Source organism: Corallococcus carmarthensis, from assembly GCF_003611695.1.
Lineage (GTDB): Bacteria > Myxococcota > Myxococcia > Myxococcales > Myxococcaceae > Corallococcus > Corallococcus carmarthensis.
Genome location: NZ_RAWE01000112.1, coordinates 1 through 13433, shown reverse-complemented (window position 1 = coordinate 13433; position 13433 = coordinate 1). Strand labels below are relative to the sequence as shown.

Here is a 13433-nt window from a genome sequence, read left to right as displayed (position 1 = left end):
AGAGTCCGCGCCCATGCCCGTGCAACTGGTGGAAGGCGACCTGCTGGACCAGCCGGTGGACGCCATCGTCAACGCGTGGAACCGGAACATCATCCCCTGGTGGCTGCTGCTGCCCCAGGGGGTGTCGGGCGCCATCAAGCGCCGGGGCGGCACGGCTCCGTTCCGTGAGCTGGCACGCGTGGGGCCCATGCCCTTGGGCTCGGCGGTGGTGACCGGGCCGGGGCGCCTCCCCTTCAAAGGCATCATCCACGTCGCGGGCATCAACATGCTCTGGCGTGCGTCCGCGCGGTCCATCCAGGACTCGGTGCGCCACGCGCTGGAGCGCGCCGGGGAGCATGGCTTCCGCTCCGTGGCCTTCCCCATCATCGGCGCGGGCTCCGGCAGCTTCGACGAGGACCGCGCGCTGGAGCTGATGCGCGAATCCCTGGGGGATGCCCCCGCTTTCGACGTGCGCGTGGTGCGCTTCCGCCGTTAGACGGAGCGCACCTCTTCACATGCGAAGCGAGGGTGACATGATCGACCTGTACACGTGGGGCACGCCGAACGGCTTCAAGGTGTCCGTGGCGCTGGAGGAACTGGCGCTGCCGTACACCGTGCATGCGCTGGACATCTCCACCGGCGTGCAGAAGCAGCCCGCGTTCCTGGCCATCAACCCCAACGGCCGCATCCCCGCCATCGTGGACCGCGCGGAGGGGGACTTCGCCGTCTTCGAGTCCGGCGCCATCCTCATCTACCTGGCGGAGAAGACGGGCCGGTTGATGCCCACGGATGCGAAGGGCCGCTCGCGCGTCATCCAGTGGCTGATGTTCCAGATGGCCGGCGTGGGCCCCATGCAGGGGCAGGCCAACGTCTTCTTCCGCTACTTCCCGGAGAAGCTCCAGCCCGCCATCGACCGGTACCAGAACGAGACGCGCCGCCTGTACACGGTGCTGGAGAGCCGGCTGAAGGACCACGAGTACCTGGCCGGGGACTACAGCATCGCGGACATCGCGAACTGGGCCTGGGTGCGCTCGCACGAATGGGCCGGCGTGTCCCTGGACGGCCTGCCGGGCGTGCAGCGGTGGCTGGCCGCCATCGAGAACCGGCCCGCCTCGCAGCGGGGACTGGACGTGCCCACGCCTCGCAAGCAGGAGGACGCGCGCACCGCCGCGCAGCGCATCGAGAGCGCGCGAGGCCTCATCACGCGCTGAAGCGCCCTCCCCTCCCCTGCCCTCTCGCATGGACCCGGACATCCGGCCCGGGCGTGCGCATGATGGGGCCGTTCAGGGCTCCCGGGCCGGCCGTGCTGGCCCCCTTTCCGGGAGCACAGGGAGTGGATGACATGGAAGCGGTGCGGAGCCTGGGCCGGTGGGCCGGACTGTGTCTGGCATTGGGACTGTGGGGCGCGTGCACGCCGAGCGGTAGCGGCACCGTGCGCGCGTCACGGGACAACGTGGCGACGGATGGCTGCGCGCCGGCCACGTGCTCGCAGGCGATGGTGGCCTGTGGCCGGACGCCGGATGGCTGCGGAGGTTTCATCGACTGCGGTGACTGTCAGGCCGGCACCTGTTCCCAGGGCCGCTGCGTGGCGCCGCCCGTGCCCGTCGAGCCGAAGAAGGACGCCACCGGTCCCATCAGCACCTGCACCCCCGGGTGCAAACCCAACGAGTCCTGCGTGGACGACCGCTGCGTCTGCCAGCGCGCCACGTGCTCCTCGCTGGGGCTGAAGTGCGGCACCGCGGAGGACGGCTGCGGCGGCGTGGTGCAGTGCGGCGCGTGCGTGCCGGCGTGCCGCCCGGATGAGATGGAGTGCTGCGGCGCGTGCATCCCGAAGTCGGACGGGCGCTGCCCGGACAACGTGCACTGCCCCAGCAGGTCGAACCCCCCGGTCTCCCGCTGACCCCGCGCGGTTCCGGGCCCCCTCGGGTGCGGGGCCTGGAACCCGGAATGTCAGACCCCCCCGCTATACCCTTCCCCGTCGCGCACACGGGAGGTCCGCCGGCCTCGCTGGTTCGAGTCCGAAACCCCCCATGCGCCCTCACCGCACGGGCAGGCTTTGGCCCCCGTGTGTGCGACGCCATGTGAAGGCACGAGGGTCCGGGGGACTCGTGCAGGCAGGTCCCATGGATGCCATCGCCGTCGACGGGCCAGAGACGCCACCGGTGTGTCCGGCGCGCCCTTGACGGATCCACGATGACGGGTGCGCGCGAGGCGGGCGGCGTTGTTACCCCTCCCACCGTCCGCCTCGCGTGCTCCTTAACTTGCCGGGCATGTCTGTGTTTGGGCCACCGCCCCGGCGGGTGGGGAACCCGCCGGGCGGACAGCATCCCCTGCCCGGCTTGCCACGGACGCGTCCGGGCGTGATACCCCCAGGGACGCGATGGAACTCCGATACGACATCGTCGTGGTGGGGCTGGGCCACGCGGGCTGCGAGGCGGCGCTCGCGTGCGCGCGCATGGGCCTGTCCACCCTGGGCGTGACGCTCAAGCGCGAGCGCGCCGCCGTGATGAGCTGCAATCCCGCCGTGGGTGGCACCGCCAAGGGACACCTGGTGCGCGAGCTGGATGCGCTGGGCGGACAGATGGGGCGCGCGGCGGACCTCGCGGGCACGCACGTCAAGACGCTCAATCCCTCCAAGGGCCCCGCCGTGCAGGCCACCCGCGTCCTCTGCGACCGCGACGCCTACGCCGCCGGCATGCAGACCGTCCTCTTCACCCAGCCGAACCTCACCGTGCGCGAGGGCGAAGTCGCCGCCGTCGTCGCGGAAGAGGGGAGGGTGAAGGGCGTGGTGCTGGGGGACGGCACCCAGGTGGTGGCCCGCGCGGTGCTCCTCACCACCGGCACCTTCCTGCGCGCGCTCATGCACGTGGGCGAGCAGAAGGAGGTCGGCGGCCGGCTGGGAGACGAAGCCGCGCGCGGCCTGTCGGAGTCGCTGCACACGCTCGGCTTCACGCTGGGCCGCTTCAAGACGGGCACGCCCGCGCGGCTGTCCCGCGACAGCATCGACTGGGATGCCGTGACTCCGCAGCCGGGTGACACCGGGGTGCGGCCGTTCTCCTGGCGCACGCAGGTGGAGCAGGGCGTGCCGTTCCCGCGCCAGCCCGCCGTGATGTGCGGCCTCACCGCGACGACGGAGGCGACGCACCGGCTGCTGCGCGACAACCTGCACCGCTCGCCGCTGTTCCAGGGGGACATCGTGGGGCGGGGGCCCCGGTACTGCCCGTCGCTGGAGGACAAGGTGGTGCGCTTCGCCGCTCGCGAACGTCACCAGGTGTTCCTCGAACCCGAAGGGCCCACGTCGCCGCTCGTGTACCCGGCGGGCCTGTCCACCAGCATGCCCGCGGACGTGCAGTTGGACTTCCTGCGCACCATCCCCGGGCTGTCCCGCGTGGAGGTGGTCCGCTACGGCTACGCGGTGGAGTACGACTACGCGCCGCCCACGCAGCTGCACCCCACGCTGGAGACGAAGGCCGTCGCGGGCCTGTACTTCGCGGGCCAGCTCAACGGCACCTCCGGCTACGAGGAGGCCGCCTTCCAGGGGCTGTGGGCCGGCATCCAGGCGGCGCTCCAGGTGAAGGGCGAACCGGCGCTCGCCGTGGGCCGCGACGAGGCGCACGGCGCGGTGCTCGTGGACGACCTGGTCACCAAGGGCGTGGACGAACCGTTCCGCATGTTCACCAGCCGCTCCGAACACCGGCTCAAGCTGCGCGAGGGCAACGCGGACCTGCGGCTCGCTCGGCACGGGCATCGCGTGGGGCTCTTGCCGAAGGAGGCCCTGGAGCGCGCGGAGGCACGGGCCCACGCGGTGACGGCGGAGGTGGCGCGGCTCAAGCGTGCGGGTCTGGCGATGCGGCTCAAGCGCCCGGAGGTGTCGTACGCGCAGCTGACCGAAGGTCGCGAGGACTTCCCGGCCCTCACCCCCGACGTCACCGAAGAGGTGGAGGTCGAGGTGAAGTACGAGGGCTACATCGCCCAGGCCGCCCGGGCCGCGGCGCGCGAGGCCGAGGCCTCCGACCGCTGGCGCATCCCGGACGCGTTTCGCTTCACGGGCGTGCGCGGCCTGAGTACGGAGGCGGTGGAGAAGCTGTCCTCGCACCGGCCCGGAACGGTGGGGCAGGCGAGGCGGATTCCGGGCCTGACGCCCGCCGCGGTGTCCCTGCTCCTGGTCGCGCTCAAGCGGGGACAGGGGCCGTCAAGTGATCAGGAACAGGGCTGTGGATAACGTGTGGACAATTCTGGGGATGAATTCCCCCTGAGTGATTCCAAGGACTTGAAGGGCCCTTCGGGGTGGAGGTGTTGTGGATAACGCGCGGTTCGCAGATCAGCTGGCCTCGGGATGCAGTGCGTTGGGCGTGACGGTGGGGCCGGACGTGGGGCCCCAGCTCCAGCGGCTGATGGCGGAGCTCCTGAAGTGGAACGCGAAGGTGAACCTCACGGCCATCACCGCGCCGGAGGAGGTGCTGGAGAAGCACTTCCTGGACTCGCTGGCGGTGCTGCCGGAGGTGACGGGCGCGACGTCGCTGCTGGACCTGGGCGCGGGCGCGGGCTTCCCGGGACTGCCGTTGAAGCTGGTGCTGCCAAGCATGGGCGTGACGCTGGTGGACACGGTGGGCAAGAAGGTCGCGTTCATCAAGGCCGCCGCCGCCAGCCTGGGACTCACCGGCGTGCGCGGGCTGCACGCTCGGGCGGAAGGGAAGCCGGAGACGGAGGGGATTCCGCGCGCGCAGGTGCTCATCGCGCGAGCGTTCATGGACCTGCCGGACTGGCTGGGCCTGGCGCCCGCGTACGTGGAGGAGGGCGGGCGCGTGGTGGCGATGCTGGGCAAGGCGCAGACGGACGCGGAGCTCCAGGCGCGCGCGGCCGAGCGCAACCTGCGCGTGGTGTCCGCCCGGGCGTACCGGCTCCCGTTCTCCGGTGCCGAGCGTCAGGTCGCGGTGTTCGCGAAGCAGTAGGGGAGGGGAGGGCGCCGGGCCCACGCTTCAGTGCGCGCCCGCGCCCGCGCCCGCCGCCTGCTGCTGGATCTCCCGGAAGTGCTCCATCACGTGCTCGAGCGCGTGCTCCGAGACGAAGTCCAGCCCCTGCATGGCACCCTCGGCGGCCCCGGCAGCGCGCTCGAACATGGCCTCCTCGTAGCCCTTCACGGCCCGGCTCCAGTCGGAGTCCGATGACAGCGCGAGCGCCAGCTCCAGTCCGTCGAGCATCGCCATGTTCACGCCCTCACCGGAGAACGGCGGCATGACGTGGGCCGCGTCCCCGAGCAGCGTCACGCCCGGCCGGTGCGTCCACCGGTGGCCCACGGGCAGCGCGACGATGGGGCGGGCGGCGAGCGTGTCGTTGCTCGCGTCGATGAACGCGAGCAGGGACGGCGCCCATCCGGGGAGCAGCGCCTTGAGTTGCTCCCGGGCGCGGGCAGGGGAGGACACGTCCACGAGCCCCTGGCGCAGCTGCTCCTCGGACACGCGGAACATGAAGTAGACGCGCACGTGGCCGTGGCTGCTGCGCTGGGCGATGAGGCCCTGGTTGTTCCCGACCACGGAGATCTTCCCGTGCGGCAGCAGCTTCGCGACCTCCGGGTGTCGCGTGTCCACGTCGTCGATTTGAAGCTCGATGAAGAGCACGCCCGTGAAGGCCGGCGTCTCCTGCGACACGAGCGGGCGGATCCGCGACCATGCGCCATCCGCGCCCACCACCAGGTCGAACTCGCCGAGCGTGCCCTCCGGACCCACGACGCGGTAGCGCCCGTCGGGGAGCGGCTCCACGGCGGACACCTTGCTTCCCCAGCGGATCCGCTCCGAGGGGAGGCTGGCCAGGAGCAGGGAGCGTAGCTGCGTGCGGTCGATTTCCGGCCGGTCGCCGCCGCTCTCCTCGTTGTGCTGGAAGTGGAGCGTCCCCTGCGCGTCGTAGATGGCGTCACCCTGGTCGTCGTACCGGGCAACGGCCTTGAACTCCGCCTCCAGTCCGGCTTCGCGAAGGGCGCGCAGCCCGGAGTCGCCGTGCAGGTCCAGCGAACCTCCTTGAGGACGGGCGAGCGGGTGCTCATCCAGTTCGAACACCGTGGCCGCGATGCCCCGTGTCGCCAGGACCCTCGCCAACGTCAGCCCACCCGGACCGCCCCCGACGATTCCCACTGTTCTGGTCATGTGCATAGCCTGCTATGTAAATTAAGATAGGGCCCTATGCAACCCAAAGAGACCGTCGGGGGTTGGGACCCCCAGTCGACCGCCTCGTTCTGGCTCAACCGCGCCTCGCGCCTGCTGCTGCGGCTTCAAGAGGGACGCCTGCGCCCGATGGGTTTCGGGATGGGACAGATGCCGGTGCTGCATGCGTTGCAGGACGGGAGCGCGAAGTCGCAGAAGGACCTGGCGAAGTGGGCGCGCGTGGAGCAGCCGACGATGGCGGAGCTGTTGGCGCGCATGGAGCGCGACGGCGTGGTCCAGCGCGAGCCCAACCCGGAGGATGCGCGCGGCAGCCTGACCTCGCTCACGCGGACGGCGCGGCAGCGGTGGCCGGAAGGGAAGGCGGCGCTCATGGCCGTGGAACAGGACGTGATGGCCGGCTTCAGCGCGAAGGAGAAGGCGCAGCTGGTGAGCCTGCTTCAGCGCGTGGTGGAGAACCTGGAACGGTGACGCGGATCCGCGTCACCGCGCGAGTGGATCCGCGGCCTCTCCAAGAGCGCGCCTCACGAACCTGTCCGGCTGTCGGACAGGTTGGGACCCCCGCGGCGGATCCCCTGCGCTGACGCATGGCCGCGAACACACGGGTCCGGTGCCTCGCGTGGGGTGATGGCCTAACGTGCCTCCGCGTGACGGACACCTCCCGCAGCTCCGGGCGCGCCGAGCTCGCGCGCTTCCTTCGCAGCCGCCGTGAGCGCCTGCATCCGGAGGACGTGGGACTTTCCTCCGGTTCGCGGCGGCGCACGCCGGGCCTTCGCCGCGAGGAGCTGGCCCGCCTCGCCGACGTGGGCGTCAGTTGGTACACGTGGCTGGAGCAGGGGAGGGACATCCACGTCTCCGAACCCCTGCTGGAGCGCCTGGTGGTCGCGCTCCGTCTCACGCCGACGGAGCGGTTGCACCTCTTCGAACTCGCGCATGGCCGGCCCGCGCCCAGGCCCGTGAGCTCACCGGATTCGGTCAGCGACGCGCTTCAACGGCTCCTCGACGCGCATCCCTTTCCGGCGCTGGTCTCCACGCGCCGCTGGGACATCGTCGCGTGGAACGCGGCGGCGACGGTCCTCTACGCGGACCTGGCACAGCCCGCCGCGGAGGAGCGCAACGGGCTGTGGGCGCTGTTCATGAATCCGGACCGGCGCGCGAGCATGCCTTCCTGGGAGGAGGCGGTGCGCCGCGCGGTGGCGGGCTTCCGGATGGACGCCGCGAGGGCCGCGGACCGGTCGGAGTTCGACGCGCTGGTGGAGAAGCTCCAGGCCGCGAGCCCGGAGTTCGCGCGCCTCTGGAGCGAGCACGACGTGGTGGAGACTCCCTCCATGTTGAAGGTGATCCTCCTTCCGGAGCTGGGGCCCATCGAGTTCGAGAACGTCACGCTCACGTACTCGGAACCCGATGGACGGGAGCTGCGCGTGTCCTTCTATGCGCCGCGTCCCGGTCCCAACCTGGAGCGCGCGCGGAAGCTGTTCCCGCGGCCCTGAGTCCCCAGCCGGGACCGGGCATCGCGCGACATCAATACCTGCGCGTCACGGATTGAAGCGAACGCCGGTCCACGCCTCGCTCGCGGTCCACAGCCGGTCGGCCCGCTTCGGATCCACGGCCCATTCCTTCACGCCGCGCCGGATGGTGGCGTCAGGCGGCGCCATCACGGCGATGTCGACGTTCTCGCAGTAGACGCCGCCCTTGCCCTCGAGCTGGGGACTGGTCGCGCACCAGACCGTGGTCGCCGCGCCCTGCTCAGGCGTCTTCAGCGGCTCCACCTTGTTGGAGTTCTCGATGGAGGCGCGGACCTCCTCCTCGGACATGGACCGGATCAGCTCCGTCATGATGCCGCCGGGGTGCACGGCGAACGCGCGCACGCGGTGGGCCTCGCCGCGTGCATCGAGCCCGACGGCGAAGAGGATGTTCGCGGTCTTCGACTGCCCGTAGGCGACCCACTTGTCGTAGGGCCGCTGGTGGAAGTTCGGGTCCTCGAAGTCGACGTCGGAGAAGAAGTGGCCGCGTGATGACAGGCACACCACGCGCGCGCCGTTCGCCTGCTTCAACGCGGGCCAGAGCCGCGCGGTCAGTTGGAAGTGGCCCAGGTGGTTGGTGGCGAACTGGGATTCGAACCCGCGCGCGTCGCGGCTGAGCGGTGCGGCCATGATGCCCGCGTTGTTGATGAGCAGGTGCAGGGGCCGGCCGGACGCAATGAAGCGCGCCGCGAACGCGTCGATGGAGGCCGGATCCATGAGGTCCAGTGGCTCCAACTCCACGCGCTCCAATCCAGCGAGCGCGGCGCGGGCCTTGTCGGGAGTCCGCACGGGGACGATGACGGTGGCACCGGAGGCCTGGAGCGTGCGGGTGGTCTCCAGTCCGATGCCCGCGTAGCCGCCGGTCACGATGGCGAAGGTTCCATCGAGCCGGGTGTTGCCCAAGGCCTCGCGCGCCGTGGTGGTCGCGCCGAAGCCGGAGTTCAGGGGCTGCTGTTTCGTGGTCATGGGCGCAAGGTGAAGGCCCCGGGCCCGCGCGAAAAGAGCGTCAATTCATCCTATGTGTGGCACCACCCGGATGAGGTGCCCGGAAGGGGAGGGCGGTCATGGACGTGGTGAAGCTGAGGGTCGCGAGGCCGACACGAGACCTGGACGCGGTGGTGCGCTTCTACCGGGACGGGTTGGGCTTCGAGGTGCTCGGAGGGTTCGAGGACCACGCGGGGTTCGACGGTGTGATGCTCGGGCATCCGGGTGCGCCGTATCACCTGGAGTTCACGGTGGAGCGCGGACACGAAGCGCCGCGAGCCCCATCCCAGGACCACCTCCTGGTGTTCTACGTGCCGGACCCGGAAGCGTGGTCCGCGCGGGTCCACCGCATGGAGGCCGCGGGCTTCGCGCCGGTGCCGTCACGCAATCCGTACTGGGACGCGAACGGAAGGACCTTCGAGGATCCAGACGGCTACCGCGTCGTGCTTCAGCAAGCCGCCTGGCCGCGCTGACGCGGGCCGCCGGTTCTTGAAGGACGGCGCGTGTTCCACGTGGAACGTCCACGGCCGGGACCGCCGGATGCGGACCGGGATGCCGCGGTGGATGCGTTTCCAACGCCCGCTGTTTCCGTGCTCAAGAGGCCCCATGTTCCACGTGGAACAAGTCCGCCGGATCTCCATGCGCAGCCCCCGCCCGGGTCGGTCCCAAACCGGTCCGACTGTCGGACCCGTTCGTGCGGTTCGCCGCGGATGGGCGTCCCGGGATGGGTCTCTCTCCTCACCCAGGTGGAAGGGATCCATGTCCGAAGCCTTGATGCGAAAGCGCATGAAGGATGAGGGCCGCCGTATCCGTGAGGCTCCGTGTTCCACGTGGAACACGCGGTGACTGCAAAGGCGCGGCGGACCGCCTTCAAGCCGCGTTCACGCACAGGCATCCGGGTCCTGTACCGAATCACGCCACGGCTTCGGGCCCATGCGCATGCACGTGGCTTCAAGGCAGGACCTCGCTCACCGGATCCGATGCGTGAGGGGAAGCGCTGAACGTGTTGAAGCGCGGGAGCCATCGGCTGAACGGTCGACCGGTGTTCCACGTGGAACACGGCCGGCTTCCGGTCCGCGCGGTGGTTGTGGTGAGCACGCATGTCCCCAGGAGAAGCAGCGCGCGGTTGCTCACCGTGGCGTTGGAGGTGCTCAACCCGGAGCGCTTGATGAAGCGCAGGGTGGGGGAGTTGGCGCGCATCCGGCCCGCGTGTTCCACGTGGAACACGCCACAAGAAGGGGCTCACCTGGCTGCTCGGACTCCGGCCTTCATCCTGACGGTCAGCGCATGGGACGCGCTGCCGGGTGGCGAAAAAGGAGCCGCACGAACGGCCGCGCATCAGGCACGCAGCGCTCCCATGCGCGAACCAGCTCGCATCGGATCCGGACAGCTTTCGCGACGCGGGCATGAAGGAGCGGATGCGAATCACGGCCGATGAAAGAGAGCCCCAGGCTGGCTGCTTCTTCTCCAACCGCTGCTTGAGTCGCGTGCGCCAGAAGTGGCTCGGACACTTCCTGCCATCGCGCCCGTGGCGTGTTCCACGTGGAACGTCCCAAGCGATGAGGCGCTTTGCGTGAGCGCGTCTTCAAGGAGCACCGGCGGGTGCTCGGCTTTGTGGGGCTCACGGAAGCGGAGGCGTGTTCCACGTGGAACGCGTTGCTGGATCCACTGCCGTGCAGCGCCGGAGTCCATGCGCAGCGCGGACCGTTCTTTCAACTGAGCGTGTTCGCGGAAGGGTGAGCGTGTTCCACGTGGAACCTCGTGAACGAAGGCAGCGCCGCCCGCGTGCGCGGTTCCCCAAGAAGCGCTGACCGTTCTTCACGCGTACGGGGTCGCGACTGCGTGGGCATGTTCCACGTGGAACGCCTCTTCATGGATCCACGGCTTGGGCTTGCTCAGGCCTCGCGACCTTCATGCCCATCTCTCACGCCGGATGTTCGCGAAGGCCTGGGCGTGTTCCACGTGGAACGGCCTGGGGGACGAACCGCCTTCGGCTGAGGTGGTCCACGAAACGCGCCGGACCGTTCTCTCGCATGACGGTGCTCACCTCCGCGGGACGTCGCTCATGTGGAATGACTCACCTTCAATGCGTGCGCTGCCGGCGCGTGAGAAGCGCCAGGCCGTCCAACCGCATCCCGGTGCCCGTGTCAGCGGATGGGACAGCGGGAACGACCGGCGTGGATGAGCTCTGTTCGCGGGGCTCACTGAAAAGCGATGGGCGCTCTTTCGCGGCGAAGTGCTCGTCGCGGCATGGGGCGTGTTCCACGTGGAACGTCCAGCGGCCATGGCTGGCACCACCGCATCAGATGGCCCTGTCACCTGGCGGGGCCGTGGCGGTGTGAAGCCAGTGCTTCGCCGCATGATGAAGAGAGGTCCGCATCGCGTGCCTCGTTTCCCATGAAGCGCGGATCCAGGGGCCGAAGCCGGTGCCGAGCAGCCGGTGACTTTGATGCCGGTCCACGCGGAAGTCCGTTGGCCCATCCCTCGTTCCCCATGAAGCGTGGCTTCAGGATCCGGAGACGGTGCCGCGCAGCCGGTGACGTGCAGTGGGTCCACGTGAAAGACCGTTGGACTGGCCCGCCCGTTCCTCGCCGCGAAACCCGTCATCGCATCCAAGGTCGGCGCGGGTGCCAGACCCGCGACGGGACCTGTGCCGCGCGCGGTGGTCCGCGTATCCAATGAGGAGCGCTTCACGAACCGCCAGCGCACCGCACGAAGCCGCCGTGGCGTGGTCGCTGGCGCCAGTCCGCGCCGATGCGTGTTCCACGTGGAACGACGGGCGCGGCCATCACCGATGCGGGTCCGCCAACGACCGGCTGGCACGAAGTCGCGGGCGGCCTCCAATGGCGGCGCCGCGCACGACGGTTCCGGTTCCACGAAGGTTCGAAGTGGGAAAGCGCGTCCAGTTGGCGCGGCGAACCGGAAGCCAGCCGGTGCGCACCGCGAACCGCGCGGCGTTCACGCGGGCCCATCCATGGAAGTGATGCGGGCACGCATCAGGCCGGCACCCGCGACGTTTCACGTGGAACGTGGAGGTGGACCGCATAGGGAACTCGCGGCCGGTGACTGGCCGAACATCTTCGCCACGTGAGCACGGCCATGGCGGGTCAGCCCGTGCTCCCGCAGCCAATGCGGGTGGCCGGACCGCTCGCCCCGCTTCTCACCTCCACGACTCCGGACCCCACGACCCGAACTCGCCGAGCCGGTGCGCGGACACGCGCGGCCTGCGCAGTTCCGAACCGCGTCAACTCCGCCGTGCCGACCGCGGACCTGAACCGGACGCAGAGACAGCCAACGCGCCGACCGCGGACCAGGGCCGGCCGCCAAAACCTCCATCGTGCCGACCGCGAACCTGAACCGGCCGCCGAACCCTTCGCCGCGCCGACCGCGAACCTGAACCGGCCGCCGAACACTCAGCCGCGCCGACCGCATCGGCGCACCGGTCCGCGCGAACGCCCACGCGAAATCCATCCGCCGCACGGGCCCGCGAACCCCAACCCGTTCCACGTGAAACGCCGGACCCGCGAACGGCGCGAAGTCACCTCAACGGACTTCGCTCCACGCGACCCCCTGAAAAACCCAACACCCTTCCAGCCCGCACGGAATCAGCGCCGGAAAGCAGCCAGGCAGGCACGCGCAGCCACCCCCAGCCGCGCGAATTTCCACCCCTTCCAGCCACCCACGGGCCCCCAAGCGAGGGGCCGGGCAGCGTTCCGGCCGCACCTTGGATGGGAAATTGATCCGTCCTCGAACCCCGTGCTAGCTGCCTGATCAGCACTAGCTCGTGCACCTCAGGCACTAATTAGTGTGGGGGCTCTGGCGTCAGCCGGGGCGAGAGAGGATGGGCCACGTGGGTCGTATCATCTGCATCTCCAACCAGAAGGGCGGGGTGGGCAAGACCACCACCGCCATCAACCTCGCCGCGAGCCTCGCGTCCGCGGAGCGCCGCACCCTGCTGGTGGACATGGACCCCCAGGGCAACGCCGGCAGCGGCCTGGGCCTCAAGCGCGACTCCCTCAACGGCACCGTCTACGACGCGCTCCTCGGTGGCCGCCCTGCTTCCGAGCTCATCCACCCCACCGAGCTGCGCTTCCTCCAGGTCATCCCCGCCACGCCCGACCTCACCGGCGCGGAAGTCGAACTCGTCAACCTGGAGCGCCGCGAGTTCCGCCTGCGCGAAGCCCTGCTGCCGCTCAAGGACAAGTACGACTACATCATCATCGACTGTCCGCCCTCGCTCGGCCTGCTCACGCTCAACGCGCTCGTGTCCGCGGACTCCGTCCTCATCCCGCTGCAGTGCGAGTACTACGCGCTCGAAGGCCTGTCCCAGCTCACGCACACCATCGACCTGGTCAAGCAGGGGCTCAACCCCTCGCTGAAGATGGAGGGCATCCTCCTCACCATGTTCGACGCGCGCGCGAACATCGCCCACCAGGTCGTCGACGAGGTGCGCGGCTACTTCAAGGACCAGGTCTTCCAGGCCGTCGTGCCGCGCAACGTGCGCCTGTCCGAGTGCCCGTCCTTCGGCAAGCCCATCATCCTCTATGACATCAAGTCGAAGGGCTGCGAGAGCTACCTGGCGCTCGGCCGGGAGCTGATGCGCCGGGACTCCCCCAAGCCGTCCAAGCGCCGGGTCGCCTGACCGGTCCCCTCAGCCCCACCTTTCAAGGCCCATGCGCGCCGGCCCCACGCTGGCGCGGGAGTTCCCAACCGCCGTGCAGAAGAACGCAGACACCCAGAAGCGCGCCCTGGGCCGGGGCCTGTCCGCCCTCATCCCCCAGGCCGCCCCCGC

11 protein-coding genes are annotated in these 13433 nt (G+C 70.0%); 9 read left to right on the top strand and 2 right to left on the bottom strand.

Features of this window, described 5'->3' with window-relative positions; genetic code table 11:
• Positions 1–13: 13 nt before the first annotated feature.
• From D7X32_RS26265 to rsmG, 5 genes are all read left to right on the top strand, one after another.
• On the top strand, positions 14–475 hold the full coding sequence (locus tag D7X32_RS26265) for a macro domain-containing protein (RefSeq protein ID WP_120605315.1): 462 nt from the start codon (positions 14–16) through the stop codon (positions 473–475).
• 37 nt (positions 476–512) lie between these two features.
• Positions 513–1190 carry a glutathione S-transferase family protein gene (locus D7X32_RS26260; protein ID WP_120605314.1) on the top strand — a complete coding sequence of 226 codons (678 nt, stop codon included), beginning with the start codon at positions 513–515 and terminating at the stop codon, positions 1188–1190.
• A gap of 131 nt (positions 1191–1321) precedes the next feature.
• Positions 1322–1879 carry a hypothetical protein gene (locus D7X32_RS45075; RefSeq protein ID WP_147450267.1) on the top strand — a complete coding sequence of 186 codons (558 nt, stop codon included), beginning with the start codon at positions 1322–1324 and terminating at the stop codon, positions 1877–1879.
• A 480-nt stretch (positions 1880–2359) separates the two neighbouring features.
• The gene (gene mnmG, locus D7X32_RS26250; protein ID WP_120605312.1) at positions 2360–4201 is read left to right on the top strand and encodes a tRNA uridine-5-carboxymethylaminomethyl(34) synthesis enzyme MnmG; all 1842 of its coding nucleotides are present in this window, start codon (positions 2360–2362) and stop codon (positions 4199–4201) included.
• Positions 4202–4277: 76 nt separating this feature from the next.
• Positions 4278–4931, top strand: a complete 654-nt coding sequence (rsmG, locus tag D7X32_RS26245) for a 16S rRNA (guanine(527)-N(7))-methyltransferase RsmG (protein ID WP_120605311.1) — start codon at positions 4278–4280, stop codon at positions 4929–4931.
• 27 nt (positions 4932–4958) lie between these two features.
• Here rsmG and D7X32_RS26240 read toward each other — a convergent pair whose 3' ends face one another.
• On the bottom strand, positions 4959–6119 hold the full coding sequence (locus tag D7X32_RS26240) for an FAD-dependent oxidoreductase (RefSeq protein ID WP_244239183.1): 1161 nt from the start codon (positions 6117–6119) through the stop codon (positions 4959–4961).
• A gap of 36 nt (positions 6120–6155) precedes the next feature.
• Between D7X32_RS26240 and D7X32_RS26235 the strand changes: the two genes are divergently transcribed.
• Both D7X32_RS26235 and D7X32_RS26230 read left to right on the top strand, forming a co-directional pair.
• Positions 6156–6605: a MarR family winged helix-turn-helix transcriptional regulator gene (locus tag D7X32_RS26235; RefSeq protein WP_120605309.1), complete on the top strand. Its 450-nt coding sequence runs from the start codon at positions 6156–6158 to the stop codon at positions 6603–6605.
• Between the two features lie 176 nt (positions 6606–6781).
• On the top strand, positions 6782–7624 hold the full coding sequence (locus tag D7X32_RS26230; protein ID WP_244239182.1) for a helix-turn-helix transcriptional regulator: 843 nt from the start codon (positions 6782–6784) through the stop codon (positions 7622–7624).
• A 45-nt stretch (positions 7625–7669) separates the two neighbouring features.
• Here the strand turns inward: D7X32_RS26230 and D7X32_RS26225 are convergent, their stop codons facing one another.
• Positions 7670–8623 carry an oxidoreductase gene (locus D7X32_RS26225; protein ID WP_120605307.1) on the bottom strand — a complete coding sequence of 318 codons (954 nt, stop codon included), beginning with the start codon at positions 8621–8623 and terminating at the stop codon, positions 7670–7672.
• Between the two features lie 98 nt (positions 8624–8721).
• On the opposite strand from D7X32_RS26225, the gene D7X32_RS26220 reads away from it, so the two are divergent.
• Both D7X32_RS26220 and D7X32_RS26210 read left to right on the top strand, forming a co-directional pair.
• Positions 8722–9114, top strand: coding sequence for a VOC family protein (locus tag D7X32_RS26220; protein WP_120605306.1), 393 nt, complete (start codon positions 8722–8724; stop codon positions 9112–9114).
• Between the two features lie 3377 nt (positions 9115–12491).
• The gene (locus D7X32_RS26210) at positions 12492–13283 is read left to right on the top strand and encodes a ParA family protein (RefSeq protein ID WP_120605328.1); all 792 of its coding nucleotides are present in this window, start codon (positions 12492–12494) and stop codon (positions 13281–13283) included.
• The last annotated feature ends 150 nt before the right edge of the window (positions 13284–13433 follow it).

Excerpts from the sequence above, each read along its gene's own strand:
- D7X32_RS26235 (WP_120605309.1), top strand. The coding sequence starts at position 6,156 with ATGCAACCCAAAGAGACCGTCGGGGGTTGGGACCCCCAGTCGACCGCC.
- mnmG (WP_120605312.1), top strand. The coding sequence starts at position 2,360 with ATGGAACTCCGATACGACATCGTCGTGGTGGGGCTGGGCCACGCGGGC.
- D7X32_RS26220 (WP_120605306.1), top strand. The coding sequence starts at position 8,722 with ATGGACGTGGTGAAGCTGAGGGTCGCGAGGCCGACACGAGACCTGGAC.
- D7X32_RS26260 (WP_120605314.1), top strand. The coding sequence starts at position 513 with ATGATCGACCTGTACACGTGGGGCACGCCGAACGGCTTCAAGGTGTCC.
- D7X32_RS45075 (WP_147450267.1), top strand. The coding sequence starts at position 1,322 with ATGGAAGCGGTGCGGAGCCTGGGCCGGTGGGCCGGACTGTGTCTGGCA.
- D7X32_RS26240 (WP_244239183.1), bottom strand. The coding sequence starts at position 6,119 with ATGACCAGAACAGTGGGAATCGTCGGGGGCGGTCCGGGTGGGCTGACG.
- D7X32_RS26225 (WP_120605307.1), bottom strand. The coding sequence starts at position 8,623 with ATGACCACGAAACAGCAGCCCCTGAACTCCGGCTTCGGCGCGACCACC.
- D7X32_RS26265 (WP_120605315.1), top strand. The coding sequence starts at position 14 with ATGCCCGTGCAACTGGTGGAAGGCGACCTGCTGGACCAGCCGGTGGAC.